Annotated in this window: 23 protein-coding genes; 15 read left to right on the top strand and 8 right to left on the bottom strand. The window is 62.3% G+C overall.

The genetic code is table 11. The annotated features are described in order from the left end of the window. Nucleotides 1-151: 151 nt before the first annotated feature. Nucleotides 152-577 carry an NAD(P)-binding domain-containing protein gene (locus J2808_RS21615; RefSeq protein WP_309820813.1) on the bottom strand — a complete coding sequence of 142 codons (426 nt, stop codon included), beginning with the start codon at nucleotides 575-577 and terminating at the stop codon, nucleotides 152-154. Between the two features lie 329 nt (nucleotides 578-906). Here J2808_RS21615 and J2808_RS21610 point away from each other — a divergent pair, with 329 nt between their 5' ends. Then, on the top strand, nucleotides 907-1,359 hold the full coding sequence (locus J2808_RS21610) for a DoxX family protein (RefSeq protein ID WP_309820811.1): 453 nt from the start codon (nucleotides 907-909) through the stop codon (nucleotides 1,357-1,359). 233 nt (nucleotides 1,360-1,592) lie between these two features. Here J2808_RS21610 and catA read toward each other — a convergent pair whose 3' ends face one another. The 4 genes from catA to J2808_RS21590 all read right to left on the bottom strand — a co-directional run bounded on the left by catA (nucleotide 1,593) and on the right by J2808_RS21590 (nucleotide 6,313). Next, nucleotides 1,593-2,462 carry a catechol 1,2-dioxygenase gene (gene catA, locus J2808_RS21605; protein ID WP_309820810.1) on the bottom strand — a complete coding sequence of 290 codons (870 nt, stop codon included), beginning with the start codon at nucleotides 2,460-2,462 and terminating at the stop codon, nucleotides 1,593-1,595. A 413-nt stretch (nucleotides 2,463-2,875) separates the two neighbouring features. After that, the gene (locus tag J2808_RS21600; protein ID WP_309820807.1) at nucleotides 2,876-3,994 is read right to left on the bottom strand and encodes a Gfo/Idh/MocA family protein; all 1,119 of its coding nucleotides are present in this window, start codon (nucleotides 3,992-3,994) and stop codon (nucleotides 2,876-2,878) included. After that, complete coding sequence (locus tag J2808_RS21595) at nucleotides 3,991-5,076, bottom strand: Gfo/Idh/MocA family protein (protein ID WP_309820805.1); 1,086 nt, start codon at nucleotides 5,074-5,076, stop codon at nucleotides 3,991-3,993. Before J2808_RS21595 ends, J2808_RS21600 begins: the two co-directional genes overlap by 4 nt. A 49-nt stretch (nucleotides 5,077-5,125) precedes the next feature. Next, on the bottom strand, nucleotides 5,126-6,313 hold the full coding sequence (locus J2808_RS21590) for an ROK family transcriptional regulator (RefSeq protein ID WP_309820803.1): 1,188 nt from the start codon (nucleotides 6,311-6,313) through the stop codon (nucleotides 5,126-5,128). 143 nt (nucleotides 6,314-6,456) lie between these two features. On the opposite strand from J2808_RS21590, the gene J2808_RS21585 reads away from it, so the two are divergent. The 10 genes from J2808_RS21585 (at nucleotide 6,457) to J2808_RS21540 (ending at nucleotide 16,948) form a co-directional block, all read left to right on the top strand. After that, nucleotides 6,457-6,942 carry a VOC family protein gene (locus tag J2808_RS21585; protein WP_309820801.1) on the top strand — a complete coding sequence of 162 codons (486 nt, stop codon included), beginning with the start codon at nucleotides 6,457-6,459 and terminating at the stop codon, nucleotides 6,940-6,942. 125 nt (nucleotides 6,943-7,067) lie between these two features. Continuing rightward, nucleotides 7,068-8,615 (top strand): ABC transporter substrate-binding protein, encoded by a 1,548-nt coding sequence (locus J2808_RS21580; RefSeq protein ID WP_309820799.1) that lies wholly within the window; start codon nucleotides 7,068-7,070, stop codon nucleotides 8,613-8,615. Further along, complete coding sequence (locus J2808_RS21575; RefSeq protein ID WP_309820798.1) at nucleotides 8,612-9,565, top strand: ABC transporter permease; 954 nt, start codon at nucleotides 8,612-8,614, stop codon at nucleotides 9,563-9,565. Before J2808_RS21580 ends, J2808_RS21575 begins: the two co-directional genes overlap by 4 nt. After that, nucleotides 9,562-10,482, top strand: a complete 921-nt coding sequence (locus tag J2808_RS21570; RefSeq protein ID WP_309820796.1) for an ABC transporter permease — start codon at nucleotides 9,562-9,564, stop codon at nucleotides 10,480-10,482. Before J2808_RS21575 ends, J2808_RS21570 begins: the two co-directional genes overlap by 4 nt. Further along, complete coding sequence (locus tag J2808_RS21565) at nucleotides 10,479-12,152, top strand: ABC transporter ATP-binding protein (protein WP_309820793.1); 1,674 nt, start codon at nucleotides 10,479-10,481, stop codon at nucleotides 12,150-12,152. Before J2808_RS21570 ends, J2808_RS21565 begins: the two co-directional genes overlap by 4 nt. Next, nucleotides 12,152-13,153 carry a Gfo/Idh/MocA family protein gene (locus tag J2808_RS21560; RefSeq protein WP_309820852.1) on the top strand — a complete coding sequence of 334 codons (1,002 nt, stop codon included), beginning with the start codon at nucleotides 12,152-12,154 and terminating at the stop codon, nucleotides 13,151-13,153. Before J2808_RS21565 ends, J2808_RS21560 begins: the two co-directional genes overlap by 1 nt. Nucleotides 13,154-13,185: 32 nt before the next feature. Next, entirely contained in the window at nucleotides 13,186-14,361 is a 1,176-nt protein-coding gene (locus J2808_RS21555; RefSeq protein WP_309820791.1) for a multidrug effflux MFS transporter, read from the top strand. Between the two features lie 85 nt (nucleotides 14,362-14,446). After that, nucleotides 14,447-15,667 carry a Gfo/Idh/MocA family protein gene (locus J2808_RS21550; protein ID WP_309820789.1) on the top strand — a complete coding sequence of 407 codons (1,221 nt, stop codon included), beginning with the start codon at nucleotides 14,447-14,449 and terminating at the stop codon, nucleotides 15,665-15,667. Between the two features lies 1 nt (nucleotide 15,668). Then, nucleotides 15,669-16,664: a sugar phosphate isomerase/epimerase family protein gene (locus tag J2808_RS21545; RefSeq protein WP_309820788.1), complete on the top strand. Its 996-nt coding sequence runs from the start codon at nucleotides 15,669-15,671 to the stop codon at nucleotides 16,662-16,664. A 107-nt stretch (nucleotides 16,665-16,771) separates the two neighbouring features. After that, nucleotides 16,772-16,948: a hypothetical protein gene (locus J2808_RS21540; protein ID WP_309820786.1), complete on the top strand. Its 177-nt coding sequence runs from the start codon at nucleotides 16,772-16,774 to the stop codon at nucleotides 16,946-16,948. Between the two features lie 33 nt (nucleotides 16,949-16,981). On the opposite strand, the gene J2808_RS21535 is transcribed toward J2808_RS21540, so the two are convergent. Together J2808_RS21535 and J2808_RS21530 are read right to left on the bottom strand one after the other, a co-directional pair. Next, nucleotides 16,982-17,974, bottom strand: coding sequence for a zinc-binding alcohol dehydrogenase family protein (locus tag J2808_RS21535; RefSeq protein ID WP_309820850.1), 993 nt, complete (start codon nucleotides 17,972-17,974; stop codon nucleotides 16,982-16,984). Between the two features lies 1 nt (nucleotide 17,975). Continuing rightward, nucleotides 17,976-19,331, bottom strand: coding sequence for an MFS transporter (locus J2808_RS21530; RefSeq protein ID WP_309820784.1), 1,356 nt, complete (start codon nucleotides 19,329-19,331; stop codon nucleotides 17,976-17,978). A gap of 99 nt (nucleotides 19,332-19,430) precedes the next feature. On the opposite strand from J2808_RS21530, the gene J2808_RS21525 reads away from it, so the two are divergent. The 3 genes from J2808_RS21525 to J2808_RS21515 all read left to right on the top strand — a co-directional run bounded on the left by J2808_RS21525 (nucleotide 19,431) and on the right by J2808_RS21515 (nucleotide 21,334). Next, nucleotides 19,431-20,021, top strand: coding sequence for a PadR family transcriptional regulator (locus J2808_RS21525; protein ID WP_309820782.1), 591 nt, complete (start codon nucleotides 19,431-19,433; stop codon nucleotides 20,019-20,021). A 78-nt stretch (nucleotides 20,022-20,099) separates the two neighbouring features. Continuing rightward, a complete protein-coding gene (locus J2808_RS21520; protein ID WP_309820780.1) occupies nucleotides 20,100-20,708 on the top strand; it encodes a cysteine hydrolase family protein in 609 nt (202 codons plus the stop codon). A gap of 236 nt (nucleotides 20,709-20,944) precedes the next feature. Continuing rightward, a complete protein-coding gene (locus tag J2808_RS21515; RefSeq protein WP_309820778.1) occupies nucleotides 20,945-21,334 on the top strand; it encodes an alpha/beta hydrolase in 390 nt (129 codons plus the stop codon). Nucleotides 21,335-21,417: 83 nt separating this feature from the next. Here the strand turns inward: J2808_RS21515 and J2808_RS21510 are convergent, their stop codons facing one another. Next, the gene (locus J2808_RS21510) at nucleotides 21,418-22,518 is read right to left on the bottom strand and encodes an NAD(P)-dependent alcohol dehydrogenase (protein WP_309820776.1); all 1,101 of its coding nucleotides are present in this window, start codon (nucleotides 22,516-22,518) and stop codon (nucleotides 21,418-21,420) included. Nucleotides 22,519-22,970: 452 nt separating this feature from the next. On the opposite strand from J2808_RS21510, the gene J2808_RS21505 reads away from it, so the two are divergent. After that, nucleotides 22,971-23,549 (top strand): TetR/AcrR family transcriptional regulator, encoded by a 579-nt coding sequence (locus J2808_RS21505; RefSeq protein ID WP_309820774.1) that lies wholly within the window; start codon nucleotides 22,971-22,973, stop codon nucleotides 23,547-23,549. The last annotated feature ends 159 nt before the right edge of the window (nucleotides 23,550-23,708 follow it).

Here is a 23,708-nt window from a genome sequence, read left to right as displayed (position 1 = left end):
ACGTTCCATTCCGAAACCCTCGTGTAGAACGTTTTGCCGGCCAAGGTCGAGGGGGACCCGGGAACCCGGCGGCAAAGCGGCTGCAAGCCCAACGGCAGCGCCGCGCCCACAGGTGCGGGGGCGCGGCGCTGGCGGTGCTGCTTGTGCCTGTTTATGCTGCCGGTACTACCTTCAGGGCGGAGTTCCACTGGTATGCGGGGAGCTGGTCGTTGGCAGAGAGCAGGATGTGGAGGAAGCCGGTTTGTTCGAGCTGCTGGGCGCGGCGCTGGGGTCCTACGACGACGGGGTTGAGTCCGGCTGCGGCGGCAAAGTCGACAACGGCCTGGGTTGCGGCTTCGTCATCGCCGGCGATCAGGACGTCCAGGGTTTGCCCCGCTACGGCGCCTTCTCCCAGCGTGGCTGCGAAGGTGGTGTTGAATGCCTTGACGACCTTCGCGCCGGTGGCTTTCTGCAGCTCTTCAGCGGCTGAGCTGCCGGCGGGCACGGCGAGACCGTCGAAGGTGGAGGCCCCGAGGACAGGCGCGCCACCAACGCCCGCCTGGCCGAGGGGGGATGGCGCAAGACCAGCAGACCGCACCCGACACGTTATCGACGCCCTCACTCCCGAACAGCTCGGCCAGCTCAGCGGGATTACCGATGCGCTCCTGGCGCAACTGGACCCTAGTGCGGCCATGACGGCCCTGTATCACCGCCACGGCCCGACTGCATGAGCCCCCGCCTGCCACTCCGTTAGGCCTGATTGACGCGGGCTCAGCCATCAATAGCGCCCATCCCCAGAGAAGAATCACTAAATTGATTGACGCAACAACTAATTCGTCGTAAGCTGTTACTTGAAGATACAACTAACCGAATGGTGGGCACCCTGCTCCCTTCAACTACAGCCAAATACAGAAAAGGAATGATTAGATGACTTCCCAGGCCTTCACTCCCGCCACCCAGTCCACCATCGCACGCACCGTCCTGCGCTTTGCCCTGGGCGTTGTGTTCTTCGCCCACGGCTGGCAGAAGATCTTCGAGTACACCATTCCCGGCACTCAGGCGGCCTTCGCCCAAATGGGAGTTCCAGCAGCCCAGCTGGTGGCTCCTGCAATCGGCTTCCTCGAGTTGTTCGGCGGTGCCGCAATCATCCTCGGTGTTTTGGTCCGTCCGGTCGCCGCCCTCCTGGCGCTGGACATGCTCGGCGCCCTCTTCCTGGTACACGCCCCCGCTGGCCTCTTCGCGGACAAAGGCGGATACGAGCTGGTGCTTGTGCTCGCCGCCGGTGCAGCCGCACTCGCCCTGGCCGGCGCAGGCCGCTTTTCCATCGATGCCCTGGCCTTCGGACGCAGCCAGAACCGCATCCTTGGAGGCCTCGCCTGACACGTACTCGATTGCACTCGTTCGTGAGGAAGTGGTCCCAGCCAGAATGGCTGGGACCACTTCCTTTTGTCATGGCCTGCGGCTGGACTGTTTGCTATCACACGACAATATGATCGGCTGGAGCCTTCCGGTGGCCTGAAGCCGAACGTTGCTGCAGGTCGGGTCGCGGCAACGCTGCGCGGACGGCAAACACCTGCAGGCCTGACAGTTCGGCGTCAGTGCCGGGAGGAGGGTCAGGCCTCCGGATCGAGGCGGAAGTCATATGTTGTGACGCGCCCTTGACCGTCTTTTCGGTCTGCAAGGTCGAGCATGAGCTCTGGCTTTACGGCCGACGCTATGTCGTCCGCATTGTGGGGGTCACCTGGGAAATAGAGCTGCGTGGTGATCAGTTGGTGGCCCGGCGCAGAGACTTTGAGGTGCAGGTGTGCCGGGCGCCATGCGTGCCAGCCTGCGGCCTTGATGAGCTGGCCACAGGCACCGTCTGTGGGGATTTGGTACGGGGCAGGCTGCACTGTGTTGATTTCGAAGTGTCCTGTGTCATCGGCAATAACAGTGCCGCGAAGATTCCACTCGGGAAGGCCCGGAGCGAATTGTGAATAGAAGCCCAAATCATCTGCCTGCCAAATTTCGACTCTGGCGCCCTCCATCGGCGTACCCTCAACATCTGTGACCTGCCCTTGGAAAAGCAGTGGTGTGCCGGGCTCATCATCACGCATCGACAAGGTGGCGGGACTTTTCTGGATCGGGGAGTCCGGCACATAGTAGGGACCTTCGATGGTGCCCTTGGAGCCGTGACGGTCTTCGTTGGCCACTTCTTCGATTGAGTGCTCGAGCCAGACGTCAAGGAACAGCGGCCATTCACCGGTTTCACCAACCGTGATCAGCCAACTCTTCAGAGCGTTGTACTCGTCGTAGGTGACCTTTTCTTCAAGAATGACGTCGTTGAGGGCACGGATGGCGCGTCCTGCCAGCTGCGCAACACGTTCCTGGCTGGAGGTTGCCGACGCGGTCCGGGCGGCCAGGAAGCGGGCCGTTGCTCCGGCTCCGGCTTCAGCTGCTGTGCCAGCGGCTTCGGAGGGGGAAAGGGGGCTGTCAGTGCTCAAAATGACTCCTGTGTCATGCAGGCCGGGCGGAATCCGGCAGGTGTTTCCGCCATTGTCGGCGGAGGTGGGACTTGGGTAATTTGCAAGGTTTCAATTGACCATTATTAACTAGCCCTGTGGTTGCAACTTTCGTGCGGCGGCTGGCGTACTTTGATGCCAGAACGCCGGCGGGCAAAGACGGCTGTTTAGGCGCGTCCGCCACTGCCAAGGATGTCTACTAACGCGTCCGCTGCATCTTGACCCGGCTCAATCGTTTTGGGTTAGGTCTTCGGGGATGCTCGTCGCCGTGGACCTCAGGCTTTGTGACCTCCTTATCTGGGTTTCGTTGCCCTGTTTCCGCCGCGCCGACCAAGACAAGCACAGGGTGGCAGCATCTCGTTGCGGGAAGTCCCCCGACGCCAATGGCGAACTCCCTATTTTTCGAGATCGTCAGCGGTCGGTTCACCAGTGCTTGGTGTTGAGTCGAGGTGCATGGTGGCGCCCGTTGAGGCGGAGCGGTATGAAGCTTCGATGACGGCGCTCAGCTCGATTCCCAGGGCCACGTTTTCGGGGGCGGTGGTGCCGGATCGAATGTGGGTTACCCATTTGTCGAAGGCTTTGGGATGCGGTCCGGCCGGCAGCTCTTGGGGTTCCCAGTCGGTGGACTCCGGGTCGAGCAGATCACTGCGCAGGTACAGCTTGCCATCGGGTCCGTTTTGGGAAGTCGCCCGTTCCGGATGCGGGCTTCGCGAGCGTGCAACGAGTTCCCCGATTCCGTCTTCGCTGTAGAGCAGGCTTCCTTTCGTGCCGTGAGCCTCGATCGAGAACGGCGTGTAGGCGGAAACGTAGCTGGTCTCGGCGACGCCAATTGCCCCGTCTGGATAGTGGAAGGTTACGATCGCGTTGTCTTCGATCTCGCGGCGGGTTACGTAACCGAACGCGGCGCTGACGCTGCTCGGACGGCCGAGAAAATGAGCGAGCAGGTAGACGGGATGACAAAGGTCAATGAGCGCGCCGCCTAGGGATTCTTTGACGTTGTAAAACTGTTCGGGCAGGTAACCGCGTGGATGTTCCGGCGTCGGCACCCCGAGTGGGTGCCCGTCCCGGATGCGCAGCTGGGTGATCGTGCCGAGGAGGCCCCGGTTGAGTATGTTCGTGATCGCTTCGGTGTATGCCTCGTCGGAGCGCCACATCGAGACCATGAATGTCACTCCGGATGCTGCAACCTCGCGAACGATCTCCTGGGTGTCCTGCAGCGTCGGAGCAATCACTTTCTCGGTGAAGATGTGTTTGCCCGCTCTGGCTGCGGCGATGATGACGTCCTTGTGTGCGCTGGTCGGGGTGTCGACAACGACCGCGTCGATCTCCGGGTTGGCGAGCAATTCACCGAGGTCATCGTAGAAGCGGGCTCCCCAGCGAACTGCCTCCTCGCGTCCGCGGGCCGGGTCCTCATCCCAGACAGCGACGATCTTTGTGTCGGGATGTTCCTGGGCGGCCTGGGCGTAGTCCTTGCCATGCAGGTGCCAGAAACTGAGCATTGCCAAGCGGATCATGATTCGTCCTCCGGTACTGACTCCCAGGAGCCGCTGGTATTGGCCGCGAACGCGGTTTCGATGACCTGTTGGACTTTCCAGCCGTCGTAAAAGCTGGGCGTGATTGGTTCGTTGTTGAGGATGGCATCGATGAAGGCGCGGTCGCCGACCGAATGCACCTGGCCCACCATCCCGGGGTTGCTTGGATCGACGCCTTCCCACAGGTCTGCCGGTATTTCCAGAACCCGGAATTCATCCTCGTCCGACCTCGCCCCGCGCAGCACCGCACCGGCAAAGGTGTGCTGGAGTTCGAGGGTCCCGCCTTCTCCCTGCAGTACTACTGTGTTGGTCTGCTTGCGTTCGGCCTGGTGGGCCACAACATTGGTCGACATCGTTGCATGTGCACCGTTGCGGAACTCGACTCCGAGGATCGCCGAGTCGTTGGCCGGCTCGTAGGCGTCGCCTGCGCTGTGTGGCCGGCTGATGGTGTTGCGAAGGCTGGTGCTCACCCGCGCTATATCTCCCACGTACCACCGCGCCTGGTCGATGAGATAGCAACCCAGGTCGCCGAGCGCTCCGGTACCGCGCACGGCGTCAAAGCGCCACTGGTAGTCGTCTCCGCGGAAGAATCCGTGGGTGAGGCTGAACTGAGCCGAGTACACCTGCCCCAGGTACCCGTCCTCGACCAGGCTCCTGAGGTAGCGGTGGTGCATGGAGGTACGCAGCGCGAAAAAACTCATGTGCTTGAGCCCGGTTGTTTCCGCGCGTTCATACATGGCCTGGGCCGCCGCGGCGGTGGTCGCCAGGGGTTTCTCGCACAGGACGTGCAGCCCGGCGCCGAGCGCATCCATAGTGATCGGCAAGTGCATTTCATCAGGGGCCACAATGACGATGGCATCGATGTTCCCGGCGGAAATCATGTCCCGGTAGTCCGTGTAGACGTGCGGAATGCTGAAGCGCCCGGCGACCTCAGTCGCCTTGGCCCGGTCTCGGCCGGTGATCGCCACGAGTTCGGCACCGTGGTGGCTCTGGATGTTCTGCAGATGGGTTTCCGCGTACCAGGTAGTTCCGATCACGCCGAAGCGGACCTTAGATTCCGTCATGACAGTACTCTTCCTTGAGTTAAGGCCCGCGACCGGGCCGAAGTCCGCTCTAGGCGGCGATCATTGAGTCGATGCCCTCGGGTGAGAGCGCATGCTGGATCGAGAGTGTGGCGGCCCCGATGACGGCCGCGTTGGACCCGGCTTGTGACTGCACGATCGACAGATGTTCGGTGGCCAGCGGCGTCGAGCGGGTATAGACGACTTCGCGGACGCCCGCGAGAAGATGTTCGCCGGCCCGTGCCATCGATCCGCCGATCACGATAACGGAGGGATTGATGAAACTGATGCAAGTTGTAAGGACTTCGCCAATGTCCCTTCCCGCTTGACGTACCGCTTGGATCGCCAAAGTGTTGCCTTGCCTCACGAGGTCCAGGACATCCGAGCCTGAGGTCGCATCGAGTCCGAGACCGCGCAATGAAGCAGCTATTGCCGGCCCCGAGGCGATGGCTTCCAGGCAGCCCATATTTCCACAAGGACAGGCAGTCCCCGCCCCACGCTCCACGCGCACGTGACCGATATCCCCGGCAGTTCCCTGGGCACCGCGCTGCAACCTCCCACCGGAGATGATGCCGGCACCGATTCCGGTGGCTACCTTCACGAAGATGACGTCGTCGACCTCCGGGAAGAACAGGGCCCGTTCACCGATCGCCATGATATTCACATCGTTTTCTACGTGTACCGGGACGTGCAAATGGTGGTGTACCCACTCCGGCACGTCAAAACCGTTCCACCCGGGCATGATCGGCGGATTGCTGGGGCGGCCTGTCGTGAACTCCACAGGCCCAGGCAGCCCGATACCGACTGCGATGACGTCTGCAAGATCTCGACCCGCCAGTTCCAGCAGCCGTGCGGCGGAGTCCCGCATGTGGGACAAGACGTGCTCGGGCCCCAGCGCTATGTCCAGCTGTTCGCGGCTTTCCCGGAGGATTGAGCCGGCGAGGTCGGTGATTGCGATAGTGGAGTGGGATGCTCCGAGATCGGCGGCAATGACAACACGCCCGGTCGGGTTGAGCGCAAACTGCGAAGGTGGACGCCCACCGGTTGACATACCGTCCCGTACCGGAGCGACCAGCCCCAAAGTCATCAGACCATCGATTCGGGCAGCCACGGTCGACCGGGCCAGGCCGGTTAACGACGCGAGCTCCGCCCTTGTGCGAGGGCTGCCGTCCCGGAGGTGTTGGAAAAGCTCACTGACACCGGACGGCCCCAGCGCGGAATTACGAGCGATAAGAACCATCCCCACATCTAATCACAGCATCGCGAAACTTGTAAGCCAATAAATCAACTTACGTTGGAGGCGTACCCGAAAGACCTGGAGAACTGATTTTTATATTCCGACTTTTGATTGACATTCGTCACAAGTGCCGTAGAGTCAGCAGCATGCTCAATGACGAGGTGCCGTCGATCGGCGCAGATGCAACCCCTGACAGCACCACAGGCCACCGGGTCCCGATGGGCCCGTCTCCGCGGGTCGAACACGTCGGCATGATGGTCCCCCACTTGGACGAGGGCGTTGATTGGTATGTCGACAACCTTGGTTTCACGCTTCAGGACCGCTGGTCCAACCCGGATGCCGGGATGGAGTGGGCGCACTTGAAACTCGGCGATTTTATGCTCGAACTGGTGACCATGCCCGGACTGGAAGACCTGAAACAGGGCAGGGCCGGATACCACCACCTGGCCATCAGGGTCAGTGACTGCGCCGCAACCGTCGCCGCCTTGGAAGCACGCGGAGTAACCGTGATGTTCCAACCGTCGTACTTTGACCGTCACGACATGGATTGGTCCTTCATTCAGGACTTCCTGGGCAACGTGATCGAGATCGTCAGTTACCGGAATTCCGACAACAAGGCATCCGCCCACTAGCCCTAGTCATCCTCGGCAGAGGATACCGATGAGCCTGCCACCCACAACTCGTACCACTCAGAGCAGAGCGAGCAGCCTTGCCACAGCGATGTGGCTGGCAGCATACCAAGAGGAGAAGAATTTTGATGAAATCATCCAGAATGAGGCCGATGCGCTTCGCGGGGGCCGCAATCGCCGCCGCATTTGTGCTCTCCGCGTGTTCACCGGCGACGGCACCTGCTCCCACAGCTACCGCCGTCGGACCGATTGACAAGGCCGTGGTCTCACTGCCTGCACCCAACCTGAGCTTCGATCCGACTAAATCGGTCTCGGCCACGGACCGGGTCACTTGGTCGATGATCAACGGCTCGTTGATGTCCCTCGAATCCGACGGGACAGTGACTCCCGGCCTGGCCGAGAAGCATGAGTTCAACGCCGATTTCACCACACTGACAGCGCACCTGAGGAAGGACGCCAAGTTCTCCGACGGCAGTGCCCTGACGGCGAGCGATGTGGCGGCGACCTTCACCCGTCACAAGGGAATCGAGGGCAGCACGATCAGCAGGCTGACCGACCGCATCGACAGCGTCGTGGCGACGGACCCCCTTACCGTCGTTTTCACGTTTGCGAAGCCGTACCCATCATTCGTGTCTGAGCTGGCCGCCGGCGCTTTGGGAATCGTTCCTGCCGGGCTGCTCAAAAATGCTGATGGCTATTATGCCTCCCCGACGGTGACCTCTGGCCAGTACACGGTCGCCTCTTCCTGGGCCGGCAACAAGCTCGAACTCAGCGCCAATGAGAACTACTGGGCGGCGAAGCCGGTCGTGGACAACCTCACCCTCTCGGTCGTGGAAGACGCCAACAGTGCCATCAGCCAGCTGCAGAGCGGACAGATCGATTTTGCTGCGGATCTGGCACCGAACTTTGTCACCCAGTTGAAGGGCGCACCCAATGTGAATCTGGTCAAGAGCGACGTCTACGGCTTCTTTGACGTTCGTATGTGGAACCGGTCCGGCCCGTTTGCTGACATCAACATGCGCAAGGCCGTCAACGCCGCGTTGGACCGCAAGGCGATCGTCACGGCGATCTGGGGCGAGGAGAACCAGCCACAGGCGGGTTTCTGGCCGAGCTCGATGCCCGGTCATGACGGCAGCAAGCCCGTGGACCAGGACCTGACAGCGGCCAAGGAATACCTGGCCAAGACAAGCTGCGCCAACGGCTGCTCGGTACGGATGATGTACTCGGACCAGGACTTTCCGTTCTCTGGCCAGCTCGCTCTCATGGTGCAGAGCCAGCTGGGTAAAGTCGGCATCGATGTCAAGCTCGAGAAACTCGACGCCGCCACGATGATTGACCGGTTGTTCGCCGGCGACTACGACCTGGTTCCCGGAGCCATGGCTTCGAGCGGAAACGTACCGGACCAGCTGCTCGCAAATGCCCTGCTGGGAACAGGCTTCCTCAAAGCCGAGTTCACCGGGTACAACTCCGAGGAGATGAACAAGCTGGTTGCAACCGTCTTTGAGACCGACGGTGAACCGCGCCTTGAAGCAGTCAAGAAGATTGAGGCACAGTTCAGTCAGGACCAGCCGTTCGCAACACTCGCACCCTGGGTGCGCGGGTCGGCCACGACCCTTCCTGCAGGCGTCTTCTCCCTCGTGGGCGCCGAAGCAAAGATGGGAAGCCTGAAAGAATGAAACTCCGAGCAGGCTGGGTTCGCGTCGCGAGGATGACGGGCCAAGCACTCCTAACCCTCACATCGATTGTCGTCCTGGTATTCCTGCTCGTGAGGATCATCCCCGGCGACCCGGTAAAGGTGATCCTCGGCGTCGAGTACACGGAAGAGAAGGCCCAGGTCCTGCGGTCCGAGCTCAACCTCGATAAGTCCATCCCGGAGCAGTTCGGCAGTTACATTGCCGGCCTGTTCCGGGGGGACCTCGGGGAGTCCACGGCGCAACGGGGCCGCAGCGTCGCGGACATCATCTTCGAGGCACTGCCCACCACGATGTCAATCGTTCTCACCGGTATCGTCATCGGCGTTGTTATAGGAGTCGCCCTGGGACTCCTGGCCGCGATCAGTAACCGGAGGGGAGTTGACCTCGCCGTTCGTACATGGGGCATGCTCTCGTTCTCGGTCCCGACCTTCCTCGCCGCGTTGCTCCTGATCTACGTCTTCTCCCTCACGCTCGGCTGGCTGCCCGCCGGCGGCTGGCCCAACAGGTGGCCGGAGAACTTTGCCTACCTGCTGCTGCCCGGCATAGCGCTGTCGAGCCACTTGGCGACAACGACCGCACGCACGGTCCGGCAGGGAGCACTTGATGCAAAAGGCCAGCAGTATCTGGAAGCGGCACTCGCCCGTGGCCTGCCCCAAGGAGTGCTCAACTTCCGGCACATCCTGCCCAACAGCATTCTCCCCGTCTTGACACTCGTGGGCATCAGCTTCGGGACCCTGCTCACCGGCGCCATCATCGTCGAAGCTGTCTTCGGGATACCCGGAATCGGCTCAGAAATGACCCGGGCGGTAGGCCGTCGGGACTATCCGGTAGTGCAGGGAATTGCTCTTCTCACCGGCGTCACCGTTGTGCTGAGCAGCTATCTCGTCGAAATCGCCTACACCTTCGTTGACCCCCGTGCGAGGACACTATGAACCACAGCCCAACGCTCTCCGTTAAAGACCCTCAACCGTTCTCCCGGAAGGGCCGAAAACCGATCGCTCTGGGCTGGCTCCGCAACGTTGTCGGAGTATCAGCCAGCCGCACCGTGGGTATCGTAGTTTTCGCACTGGTGGTGCTCCTCTGCATCTTCGTGCCAATACTGTCCCCATATGCCTCCGACGAGTTCGTGGCCCAGGCATTCCAGCCACCGAGCCTGGCCCACCCCTTCGGAACCGATGCCGTCGGCCGCGACCTCTTCGTCCGGACGTGGGAAGGCGGCAGGGTCAACCTCGTCGCCGCGGCAATCGTCACCGGCTTCTCGCTACTGGTCGGCACAACGCTCGGCACCTTGGCCGGATCATCCAAGCAGCGCTGGCTTGACGCGCTCATCATGCGCGTCGTGGACGCCGTCATAGCCTTCCCGCTCGTTATCCTGATCCTTGCTTTGGTTGTTGTGATCGGAACCGATAGCTCCTGGGGACCGGCACCGCCCGGGCTTATCGCATCCATGGCCGCGCTGATGTGCGTCATGTGGGCCGGATATGCGCGGATGGCACGCGGCCAGTCACTGGCCATGCGCGACTCGGACTTCATCCTCGCCACACGCGTCTCAGGCCTGTCCAACGGAAGAATCGTGCTCCGGCACATCGCCCCCGGAGTAGGCCGCATCACCCTGGCCCTCGCGGTCAGTGACATTGTCCTCGTCGTTGTCATCCTGTCCTCCCTCCCGTTCCTGGGCGCCGGCGTACAACCACCAGCCGCCGAATGGGGAAGCATCATGTACGAAGGACGAGGTTTCCTCCGCAACGCCTGGTGGATCACTCTCCTCCCCGGCGCCGTGGTCGCCGTCACCGGCCTCGCCCTGAGCTTCGTAGCCGATTCACTGCTTGACGCAAGGAGCAAGAAATGACCGCCATGCCCCCAGCCCACCAACCACTGCTTTCGGTTGAGGGCCTCTCGGTACACCTCGGCGGCCGCGATGTCCTGCACGACGTAGGGTTTTCCATCGCAAAGGGCGATTCCCTTGCCTTGGTCGGGGAATCCGGATCCGGGAAGACCGTGACAGCCCGGGTCGTCACCGGTCTGATCAGCCGCATCGGCGGTGTCGTCACTGCGGGCAAGGTCACCTATGGTGGACAGGAGCTCGTTCAGGACGACCCTGCCGTGTGGTCCCAGGTTCGAGGACGACGCATCGCACTGGTCCCCCAGGCTTCACTTTCAAGCCTTGACCCGGTCATGCGGATCGGGAAGCAGATCGCCGAAACCATTAGGCATCTTGATCCGGCGGCCGATATCCCGGCGCGGTCCCTGGAACTGCTGGACCACGTCCAAATGCCCCGGCCCGAGCAGATCCTGCGCTCATTTCCCCACGAACTATCCGGCGGTATGCGCCAGCGCATTATGATCGCACTGGCCCTGGCCGGACGCCCGGAGTTCATTGTTGCCGACGAACCAACCACCGCACTGGACGTGACCGTGCAGGCTGGCATCCTGAAACTCCTCAGCAGCTTGCGGGAACAGACCGGACTGACGCTGCTGATGATCGCCCACGACCTTGCTGTCGTGAAGCTCGTCTCAGAAAATGTCGCCGTCATGCGCGGCGGCCGACTGATTGAGTCCGGCCCCACCCGCAAGGTACTCACCGTTCCCAAGCACGCCTATACCCAGGCGCTGCTCGCGGCCCGCCCGGAAACCTCCGCGCCTGGTTCCCCGCTGGCCATCCTGGAGCGGGAAACCGGTGAACTTCGGTTGCCCGAACAGCCGGCCCAGGTTGAGTTCACGGCCGAGCGGATCATGCAGCTGAACGACGTGAGCGTCACATACCGGCACGCCACCGCACCCGCTGTGGCTCCCGTTAGTTTGGACATCCACTCGGGCGCCTCAATCGGGATTGTTGGAGAGAGCGGAAGCGGTAAGACAACCCTTGGCCGCGTCATAGTCGGCGCCCTCGCCCCGACCACCGGGGAGGTCCTTGTCCACGGGAAGACCTGGAAGCAGATCAAGGGCAAGAACCCCCTCCGCCGCAACGTCCAAATGATTTTTCAGGACCCGTATGGATCACTTACGCCATGGCGCACACCCCGGCACGCCGTCGCAGAGGTCCTCCGGCGCTGGAATGACATCTCCCCCAGGGAGGCTCTCACCCGCGCCGGCCGGTTGCTTGATGAGGTTGGCCTTCCGGTGGGCGTGATGGACCGGCACCCGGCCAGGCTCAGCGGCGGCCAATGCCAGCGAGTAGGAATCGCGCGTGCACTGGCCAGTGAACCCCGCTTGATCGTGGCGGACGAGCCCACATCATCGCTCGACATCTCCGCGCAGGCCCAGATCCTGAACCTCTTGATGCGCCTCCGGGCTACGCATGGCCTGTCTTTGGTTATCATCTCGCACGACCTGTCGGTGATCCGTCACATGACCGACTCCGCGATCGTGATGAAAAACGGCATCGTCGTCGAACAAGGCCCTTCGGAAAAGCTGTTCACCGCACCGGAGCACGAATACACCCGACAGCTCGTCCAAGCCACCCCCTCGCTCACCGAGAAAATCACTCTGCCCGCCCTGGTCCAGGAATCCGCCTCGTGATGCTCAGACTGGCGCAGCTTGGCACCTGGCACCTGCATGCTGCTCACCATGTCGAGGCGGCACGCCGCAATCGCCACACGGAAGTGGTCCTCGTCTGGGATGAGAGACGGGCGGCGGGCCGGGCCTTCGCGGCCGAACATGCACTGGATTTTGAACATGATCTGGACGTAATCCTCGCCCGTACCGATATAGACGGAGTAATCATCGACACGGCGACCTCGGACCATCCGGATGTAATCGCCGCCGCGGCCCGTGCGGGCAAACACGTCTTCACGGAAAAAGTCCTCACAATCAGGACCGACGACGCCGTATCCCTCATCAACCTGGCGGCCAACAACGGTGTCGTTCTTGCGGTGTCGCTCCAACGGCTGATTGAAGCTCCTATTCGTACTGTGAAACGGCTGCTTGATGAAGGTGCCGTCGGGAAAATCACAGCCAGCCGCATCCGCTACGAGCACCACGGAGCAGTCGGGGTGCCATGGATCCCCGAGCACTTCTTCGATAAAAAGCAGACCGGTGGCGGGGCTCTGATTGATCTGGGAGCCCACCCGATCTACCTTGCGATGCTTATCCACGGATGTGCGCCGGATGCGGTCACTGCACGGATGAGCTACGTGACGGACCGTGAGATCGAGGACAACGCAGTAGCGGTAATGGACTTCCCCGGCGGTGCCTTCAGCGTCGCTGAGGTTAGCATGGTGGCGAGCTTCTTCGCCTACTCTCTTGAGGTGACAGGCACGGCGGGCACAATCGCCATCGGACCATCCGATGGCAGGGTGCTTCTGCGTCAGGGCGCGGCCGGGGAATGGGTCGAGCAAGAGCCCAGTCCGGCGCTGGCTGATCCTTTCGACCAGTGGGTGAACGCCGTCATGACCGGAGCCGTCGACCCCGGCCACCTCACCACGGCCCTGCGGGTCACACAGATTATCGAGGCCGCGTACAAGTCCGCCGAAAGCGGCCGCACCGTGGCTCTTGAAGCCTTATCCGCCACGCCAGCGTGAGGGCCGCGCCGGGGCCTATTCCTGCCTCCCTTATGCTGAGCCTCGGGGTTCTCACGGCTGTGGGGCCGTTCAGCCTTGACACCTACCTTCCCGCGTTCCCGGCGATCGCCTCTGACCTGCAGGCCGGCCCCGAGGCTGTGCAGCTGTCGCTGACCGCGTGCTTGGTCGGGCTGGCGTTTGGGCAACTCCTGGTCGGACCTTTGGGGGATCGGATCGGGCGCAGGACGCCACTTCTGCTCGGCTCAGTGGGCTTCCTGTTTGCCTCCATTGGCTGTGCCTTTGCGCCTTCCATTGAGATCTTTATAGGCATGCGCTTCGTGCAGGGCCTCGCTGGCGCGGCGGGCCTTGTTATGGCGCGGGCAGTGGTGCGGGATATCAGCTCCGGACGCACGGCCACTACTCTTTACTCACAGCTGGCCATCGTCTCCGGCCTCGCACCGGTCGTTGCGCCCCTGCTGGGGGCCGCCGGACTGGTCTTCTTATCGTGGCGTGGGGTTTTCCTTGGACTCGCCGTGCTGGGCGCCATCCTCACTGTGCTTGTGGCAACCATGGTTCCCGAAACCCACCATCGCGAATCCCGTACCAACGGTGGGCTCTCTGCAACCTTGGGCGCTTTCGGGCAAGTCCTGGCTGACCGGGCCTTCGCAGGTTATGTGGTCCTCAGCGGCCTCACAGCGGCGATCCTGTTCACCTACATCGCCAGTTCGTCGTTTGTCTTCCAAGGAATCTACGGGGCGACGCCTGCACAATTCGCGGCAGCATTCGCCGTCAACGGGCTCGGAATCGCACTCCTAGGCCGCCTCAATGTCAGTCTTGCCCCGCGCCACGGTCCGGCCCGGATGCTCAGGATCGGCGTGGCACTGCAGTTTGCAGGCACCGTCCTGCTCATGATGTTCGTCCTTCTTGAGGTGGACCTCGGCGAGTTCAAGGTCGTCGGCCTTGCCGCGGCCCTCTTCCTTGCAATAGCCCCTCTCGGCCTGAATCTGCCAAATACGATGGCGATCTGCATGGGCCAGTCCGGCGGTCACTCCGGCACGGCCTCCGCGCTGCTGGGTGTCACGACCTTCCTGTCCGGCGCGCTCGTCACACCAATCAGCGGACTCGGCCACCCTGCCACCGCCATGGTCCTCATCATGGGCGGGGCAGCGGCTCTCTCTATCGTGACCGTGCTCGTTCTCAAGCGTCGCGTCCAGCTATTGGAAACCTGATGCCAAGCCGATAGGCCGGTGCGTCCCAGTCCTGCCCGAGAACTTGGCACCGAAACTCGAAACCACACTCTAGGAAAGGCGCACAATGACCGCACCTAACTCCCCAGCGAACACCCGGCGTCCCCTCGGCGTGGCGATGATCGGTTACGCGTTCATGGGCAAGGCCCACTCGAACGCCTGGCGAAACGTGACGGCCTACTTCGACGTCCCGGCCTTCGAGCAGAAAGTCCTTGTGGGCCGCGACGCTGCCGGAGTGGCCGAGGCCGCCGCGAAGTACGGCTGGGCTGAGTCCAGCACGGACTGGCGCGCCGTCATCGAACGCGACGACATCGACATCGTGGACATTTGCGCCCCGGGCTGGATGCACGCCGAAATCGCCATCGCGGCGCTCCAGGCCGGCAAGCACGTCCTCGTGGAGAAGCCGCTTGCGAACACCCTTGCCGAGGCCGAGGCCATGGCAGCGGCCGCGCAGGCAGCCCGGGCCAACGGCGTGCAGTCCATGATCGGCTTCAACTACCGGCGCGTGCCTGCCTTGGCGCTGGCCCGGGAACTCATCGCGGAAGGCCGGGTGGGCACAGTCCGGCAGGTGCGCGCCGCCTACCTCCAGGACTGGCTGGTGGATGAAACGGCACCCATGAGCTGGCGGTTGAACAAGGAAACAGCTGGCTCCGGGGCGCTAGGAGACATCGCCTCCCACACGATCGACCAGGTGCTGTTCCTGCTCGCGGACCAGGTCACCGAGGTATCGGGCCGCCTGCACACCTTCGTGGGCCGGCGCCCCGGGGCAAGTGGTCCCGCAAGCGGGATGGAGGAGGTAACGGTCGACGACGCCGCCTGGGCCACACTCTCCCTCGCCTCCGGAGCAATCGCCTCGGTGGAGGTCTCCCGGGTTGCCACCGGCCAGAAAAACTCGCTGAAGCTGGAGGTCTACGGGGACAAGGGCGCCATCCTGTTCGATCTGGAGAACCTCAACGAACTCCGGTTCCTGGACGCCACGGCCCCGGTCCGGGAGCAGGGATTCCGCCGCATCCTGGTCAACGAGCCAGAGCACCCATACCTTGCGGCATGGTGGCCGCAGGGGCACATCATCGGCTGGGAGCACACCTTCACGCACGAGATCCGCGACTTCCTTACCGCCATCAGCACCAGCACCCCACCTTCGCCCTCGTTCGAGGACGGGCTCGAAGTGCAGCGGATCCTGACCGCCGTCGAGGAGTCCGCTGCCGCGAAAAGCTCCATCATCCATATGGCAGGCGCCCGTGTCGTCCAACCGACAGCACTGACCGCAATCTCTGAAGGAGCCTGACATGCCCCGCCCTTACACCCTGTTCACCGGCCAGTGGGCCGACCTCCCCTTCGAGGAAGTCGCCCGCCTCGCCTCCGGCTGGGGCTACGACGGCCTCGAAATAGCCGTCTCAGGCGACCATCTGGACGCCTGGCGCTGGGACGAACCCGGCTACGTCGAAGCCAAACTCGCCGTCCTGGAGAAGTACAACCTGAAGGTGTGGGCCATCTCCAACCACCTCAAGGGCCAGGCCGTGTGCGATGACCCCATCGACTTCCGCCACGAAGCCATCGTCGGTGCGAAGGTCTGGGGCGACGGCGACCCCGAGGGCGTCCGCCAACGCGCCGCCGAGGAAATGAAGCACACCGCCCGGCTCGCCAAGGCGCTCGGTGTGGACACCGTCGTCGGGTTCACCGGCTCCTCCATTTGGCAGTACGTCGCCATGTTCCCGCCCGTCCCGGCCGCCGTGATCGAGGCCGGCTACCAGGACTTCGCCGACCGCTGGAACCCCATCCTCGATGTCTTCGACGAATGCGGCGTCCGCTTCGCCCATGAAGTCCACCCGTCCGAGATCGCCTACGACTACTGGACCACCGTCCGCACCCTCGAAGCGATCGGCCACCGCGAAGCGTTCGGCCTGAACTGGGACCCCTCCCACTTCATGTGGCAGGGCATCGACCCGGTCTCCTTTATCTGGGACTTCAAGGACCGGATCTACCACGTGGACTGCAAGGACACCAAGCTCCGCCCCACGGGCCGGAACACCGTGATGGGCTCGCACCTGGCCTGGGGTGACCCGCGCCGCGGCTGGGACTTCGTCTCCGCAGGCCGCGGCGACGTCCCCTGGGAATCGTCCTTCCGGGCCCTCGCCGCGATCGGCTACACAGGACCCATCTCCGTCGAGTGGGAAGACGCGGGAATGGACCGCCTCCACGGCGCCCCCGAAGCCCTCGCCGCGCTCAAGAAGTTCGACTTCCCGGCGTCGAACACGTCCTTCGACGCCGCCTTCAAGCAGTAGCGGGCATTAAGGATCGGTGAGCAACCGCCGCGGGGACGGCCACCGGCACGTGACCGTAGCGGAAGCCCGGTTCAGTAATCTTGCCCTCGACGTCGAAGGAAGCACTTATGGCAGCACCGGCCATCGGCGAGGGCAATGACTGGCCCATCTGCGCATCCCGGCTGTATCCGGCTGTGCTCGCGGGTGAGGCCGAAAAGGAGCCTGTCTGGCTCTGCGCCATGCACCGTCCCGCTCCGCCGCTGGGCTGTCCGTTGATTAGTCACTTCCTTTTGGGCGTCGGCTGACACCCCCTGCGTCGTTCTGCGACGATACACACGTCAGGCAACCCCCGGGTGCCCATTGACTGTGACCACGAGCTTGCCTGTGACGGATCCGTCTTCCATGTCTTGGTGTGCCTGCACAATGTCCTCGAGGGGATAGACCTTCCCGATCGGAGCACGCACGTCGCCCGCTTCCACCGCATCGAGGAACTCTTGGAATACGGCCTGGGGGAGATCTTCTGCCCCGCCCGAGTATGCGGTGAGCCGGACGCCGTTAGGGATGTAGTCGATGGGGTAGAAGTCCGGCACTGTCCACTCGTCAGACAGCATGCCGGTAAAGCACACTGTCCCGTGGACCGCCGTGGCCCGGAGCGTATCCTGCAACGTCGGCGTTCCCACGAGTTCAACGGCGCCGCCGACACCTTCGGGAAAGATCATCCGGACGTCTTCGGCAACGTTTCCGTTGTCGATGATGGCGTGGTCTGCTCCGGTGTCGAGGAGGGCCTGCGCTTTGTTGGGGTTCCTGGTGGTGGCGAGGACTGTTAGGCCACGGCGTTTCGCCAGGACAATAAGCGCCAGGCCGATGGATGAGGTGCCGCCCCGGATCAGCAGGCTGCTGCCCGGGGCGGGGTTGACGCCGACCGTTAGCGAGCCGTGGGCGGTTTGCAGCATTTCCGGAACCGCGCCCAGGGTGGCCCAACCGAGGGTGCTCATGAACGGGATGACGTTGAGCGCCGGCACCGTGACGTACTCGGCGTACCCGCCGTCGAACTCCCGCCCCATGCCGCCCATCAAGGCTGCAACCTGGGTCCCTGCCGGGAACTCTCCCCCGGGGGCGTCCACAACCACGCCGGTCGCCTCAATGCCGGGAATGCGAGGGAAGGAGCCGAAGGAACCTAGGCCTTGGCGGAAGTGCAGCTCGGAACGGTTCAGGCCGAAGGCGTGAACCTTGACGAGCACCCACCCGGGCTTGGGAACAGGCCGGGGTACGTCCCGCATTTTGAGGGCGTCCGGTGCCCCGGGCCCGTCCAGGACAACCGCGCGCATCATTTCAGGCAAGATCTTTCACTCCTTGTGTGTCGGTGCTGTGTTTCGTATCAGCTTGTACTGCGTCCATCGACGATGACTCGTCGCTGCCCGCAACCGTCTCCGGCCCACGCCGGATAGCCGGGATAGCCACGAGGGCCACAGCCGCAATCAGGATCCCTGGAACCAGCGGCCAATTGGTCGACTCGATAAGAGTCTGGACGGCGTAGGGTGCGATCCCGCCGAAGATCGTGGTGGCAACGGTCCCGCCGATCGCCAACGCCGTGAGGCGGCCCCTGACATCGAACTGCTCCGGAATCGCCGACGCTCCCACAGCACTGAGGCTGCCCGCAAGGCACGCGAGGACAACGACCGCCGCGATCGCTATGCCTATGTTGGATTGACCGGCGGCAGCGAACATCGGGACGGGCAGCACGACGGCCGCCGCGGCGAGGACCAACAACGTTCGGCGCCGCCCGTGCCGGTCGGACAGCCAACCTGCCAAGGGCGAAGCAAAGACAACGACGACGGCGGCGAGAACTGCCAGCCCCAGGGCCGAGGACTCGCTCCACTTCTGTACCGAGATCAGGTACGTGGGCAGATAGATGATGCCCACGTAGTAGGCAGCCGAGCATAGCCCCGAAATGATAAAGGTCCGAATAACAGCACGCCACTGCCGCCTCAATACACGCACCAAGGACTCGCGCTGTGGATTGAGCTGGCTTTGAAGGAACAGGGGTGTTTCCGGCAGTGCGGACCTAAGAGCCAAGATCACCGCAGCCAGGACCCCTCCGATAATGAAAGGAATCCGCCACCCCCACTCCTCCAACTGCGACGCCGAAAGGGCCATGACCGTCAGAGCCGAGATGCCCGCGGCTAGTAGGGCGCCGACTTCGCTGGCCGCGGCAGCCAATGAGGTAACCAAGCCGCGATTCCTGGCTCGGCTGCTCTCCAGGAGATAGGTCATTACCCCGGTATATTCGCCGCCAACGGAGAACGCCATAAGGCAACGAACTGCCAGAAGCCAGAATGCCGCAGATTCGCCCACTTGGGAAAACGTCGGTAGAGCCGCCATCCCTGCCGTGGCCACGAACATCAAAGCCATAGAAGCCAGAAGAACCGGGCGCCTTCCCCACCGGTCGCCCACGTATCCGAACACCAGGCCACCAATGGGCCGCAGCAGATAGGAGACGGCAAATGTCGCGAGCGTCATCAGGACGCCCGTCGGGCTGTCCCCAAAAAAGACTCGAGACAGCATAGAACTCAGGTAGAGAAACAGGGTGAAGTCGTACCACTCCACGACGGTGGAAATGACAGCTATTGCTAGGCGGCCGCGGGAAATACCCGCATTGGCGGCAGGGCGGACAAGCCTGTTGGGCATGGGAGTTCCTTAGACGACGGATGGAAGACAGTCAGTCTATACCTCGAATCGAGGCAATCAACAGTGAATGCCTCGATTCGACACATTCATTCATGTAGCATGGCGTTCGTGCTGGAACTGATGATTTTGGGCTTCCTCGCAGAGGGCCCCCTCCACGGCTACGAACTGCGCCGCAAAATGAACGAACTGTACGGCTTCGCCCGTGAAGTCAGTGACGGCAGCCTGTACCCCGCGATCCAGAGACTCATCAAAGCAGGGATAGTCGCGCGCCGGGTCGAGAAGGGCCGCGCCGCGCAACGCCACACGCTCGAACTCACTCCCGGGGGGCGGGAGGACCTGCATCACCGGCTGCGGACCGCATCGGCGGGCGACGTATCTGACCTGGGGCGGTTCATGGTGCTCCTTGCCTTCCTGTCCGAGCTACCCTCCGTGGAAGAACAGCACGAGGTGCTCCGCCGACGGCTCCAGTTCCTCGAAGCACCTGCAAGCTTTTTCTACGAAGAGGGCCGGCCCCTTCGTAGGGCCGAAATACAGGATGTCTACCGGCAAGGAATGCTTACAATCGGCCAAGCCACCAGAAAGGCCGAAATCGACTGGATTCGGCACATTTTGGGCAATCAACTGTCAGACGAAGCCGCCCAGCCTAGTGCCCTCTTGCGTGAACAGGGGGAGGCGGGGACGCGGGAATAAAATACCTCGAATCGCTAGTTGTAGCTTAAAGTAGCGATTCGCCTTGATTCGCGAGAATCAGAAAACCAGGAGATGTTAATGGATAGCGCACGCCTCGATCTCAGCAAGACCGCCCTGCTCCTTGTGGACCTCCAGAACGATAACGTCCACCCGGAAGGGGCCTTCGCCTCCTTCGGCGCCGCCGACCACGCAGTCGAGCAAGGACTGATCCCCCACGTACAGCAATTGCTTCTATGGGCCCGCAAGCAGTCCATGCCAATCATCCACAACCGCATCGTGTCTTACCCGGGCGGGAACTTCGGCGGATCAAACGCGCCCATCTTCACGATGATCGGTCCGGAATCCCTGAAGCTCGGATCCTGGGGTGCGGATGCACTGGAAGGGCTGGAGGCACTGGACAACGAGCCCGTACTGATCCGCAATCGGATGAGCAGCTTTAACGGCACCGGACTGGACATGCTGTTACGCAATACGGGCGTTTCCACCGTCGTAGTTGCAGGGGTGTGGACCAACATGGCCGTGGAACATACGGTCCGCGACGCAGCGGACCACGGCTACCGCACAATCTTGGTGACGGACGCAACCTCAAGCATCAACGCAGACTGGCACAAGGCCGCATTGACGTACGCCTTGACCAACATCGCCGAACTTCAGTCAACAGACGAAGTTACCGCGGCAGCTTCATGAGCCAACTGCCCAACCCGATCACCGTGTGGGACTCCCCCGACGAGCCAAACAAACCTCTTGTGGTTCTAATGCATGGCCGCGGGTCACGCGAAACCGACATAATCGCCCTGGCGGATCATCTCCCGACCGGTCCGGTTTACGCTGCTGTACGTGCCCCTCTTGGAGAGGGGCACGGATTCGCCTGGTTCGCGAACCGTGGAATAGGGCGCCCAATAGCCGCCTCCTTGACGGAGACCATGGCTTGGTTCAACGGCTGGCTGGAAGGTGTCGCGCCGGCCGGTCGGAAGGTGCTTCTCGTAGGGTTTAGCGGAGGTGCCGCGTTCGCCGGAGGTCTCATCTTGAGCGATCCGCAACGCTTTGCAGGCACGGCAATTCTTTACGGAACGCTGCCGTTCGACGCTGGAGTCCCTACAACGCCGGACCGGCTCGACGGCATTCCGATGTTCGTGGCTCACGGTGCCGCGGATTCAGTAATACCACCAGAGCTGTTGAAGGCCACGTGGGATTATCTAACCAACGAATCCGGCGCCCAAACAACGGCGATTCGCTCGGTTAATGGTCACAGCATTGGCCAAGACGACGTTGCTGCCCTGAGCGGCTGGATCAGCGGCCTGCTTGAGCTTTAGCCGTACAACGAAAGGGCGGAGCAGAAGTGATCGCCCCCTTTCGGCAGGCAAATTGCGCGCCGCGCGAAAGGGGGCTTCTCAACCTAGAAGATGATGACCGGCTTGATCGCCTTGCCGCTCTTGGAGTCTTCAAATCCTTGATTGATGGCCTCAAGGCTATAGTCCTTGACGAGCTTCTCGAAGGGGAAACGACCTTCCTTCCACAGCTGGATAAGCCGGGGGATGAAGACCTGCGGCACGGAGCTGCCCTGAACCACGGTTTTAAAGGTCCAGCCCTTCACCAGGGAGGCGCCGATTTCGAAGCTGACCTCTGTACCCGGCTTCGCGGCACCAACGAGGGCGACCGTTCCGCGGATGCCCAACGCATCGGCTGCCTGGCGCAGCAACGCTGGAATACCTGTGGTGTCCACTACGTAGTCAACACCGACATCAGCTGTTATGCTGCGCAGCCGCTCCGCTACGTTCTCCGTCCTGGAATTAATGACATGGGTGGCGCCCAGTTCGCGGGCCAGCTCCAATCGGGAATCATGAATGTCGACGGCAACAATGACGGCGCAATCTGCAACACGGGCCGCCATGACTGCTGCGCAGCCGACTGCGCCGGTGCCGAAAACGACTAGTGAAGATCCGATCTCCGGCTTGAGTTCATTGAGGACGGTGCCTGCCCCCGTGTTGATCCCACAACCCAGTGGGCCCAGGTGCTCGAGAGGTATGTCCTTGTCGACGCGGACGATCGACTCCTCAACCACGTTTGCGTACGTCGCGAAAGAGGACTGGCCGAAGAAGTGCGACGAAATGGGCTCGCCGTCCTTACTCAGGGCCGTGGAACCGTCCAGGCGTTGCCCTCCGAAGTCAGCAGCCATGAGGTTCTCGCAGTACGCCATCTGGCCTTTTCGGCAGCGATTGCAGTGGCCGCAGTAGGCAGCTGCCAACACCACGTGATCGCCCGGCGCAACGGAAAGAACGGAGTCGCCGACCGCCTCTACAACCCCTGCGCCCTCGTGGCCAAGAACGGCGGGCAGCGGAGTGGGATAGACCCCGTCACGAACAAGGGTGTCCGTGTGGCATATCCCGGTCGCAACCATGCGGACTCGGACCTCATTGTGTCGCAGACCGTCCAGTTCCAGCTGTTCAATCGTGAATGGCGCACCCTTCGTGCGCGCGACAGCGGCAGTTACTTGCACTGCAATCTCCTTTTTATGATGGCGGGACGACGAAGCACCCCGGCGGCCGCGAAACCGGCTAATTGCGTTTCGCGCGGCGCAGCGCTCTGGTGCGCGTTGCCCTTCCGAGATGGGACTGAAGCAGCAGCAGGCGGGGAACCGCGAAATACACCGCAACGGGGACCACAACAAGGGTTAAGACGAGCGCGCGCAGCACCGGGTGCCACTGAGGAAATAGTGCTCCCAGCGCACACATGCCCGTCGCGGCCAGAGGAAATATGGCCAACCATGTCACCACCGCCCGCACATGTACTGATGCCATGCCGACCGGCGGGCGGTGATGTATATCCGTTTCATCAGCCGCAAGCGCCCTACCCTCGTGTTCCACTCAATCTCCAAACGTTCGGTTGGGGACGATACTAGCCCGCGATTCACCGTAAGTACAAACAAACGGTTGGAGTTAGGATGGTGAGATGGCTTGGGACACGGACGCAACACAGGCGAGACTTCTCGACGCTGCCATCTCCGAGTTTTCAGAGCGGGGATTCTCCGGCGCGCGCATACATGAAATATCCAGAAGGTCGGGTTGCAACAAAGAGCGCATCTATTTCTACTTTGGCAACAAGGCAAAGCTTTTTGAGGCAGCGCTCACCCGTGAACTTGGGTCAGCACTGGACGACGTTCCTATCAAAGGGTCCGGGCCCCAGGCGGTCGCGGACTTTGCCGGTCGATACTTCGACTTCGTCACAAGCCATCCCAACTTGGCGCGCCTCACATCCTGGGAGGGACTCGAGCGCGGCTATCCGGTCGGTGCCGAGAAACGAGCCATCCATTCAGCACTCAAGGTGTCCGAGATCCGCGGCGCACTCCCCCGTATAAGCGAGGCCGTTGCAGAGGATCTCCTGCTCACGATCATCACCCTGTGCCACGCATGGATGTCGAACCCTAACGTCCATCTCGTAATAACGGGCACTCCAAACCAAGACCGCCGGCGCTCAGCCATATTGCGCACCAGCGAACTCCTCGCCCGCGACGCGTCGGATTGCAGCTAGAGAATACGTCAGTGTCGCCGCTTAGTCCGTGCCGGAATGCGGAAGAGGACAACGGCGGGTGCGACTTGAGTTCTAGCGGTCGTTGCAACACCCCGAGATTTTGGGAGTTGCAACGACCGTGCCGTCTTTAATGGAAAGATCGCGTTCCAACAGGAAGTA

The organism is Pseudarthrobacter sulfonivorans (genome assembly GCF_031454915.1).
Taxonomy (GTDB): Bacteria; Actinomycetota; Actinomycetes; order Actinomycetales; family Micrococcaceae; genus Arthrobacter; species Arthrobacter sulfonivorans_C.
Note: the sequence above shows the minus strand (reverse complement) of the source record. Positions and strands in the feature narration are given on the sequence as shown.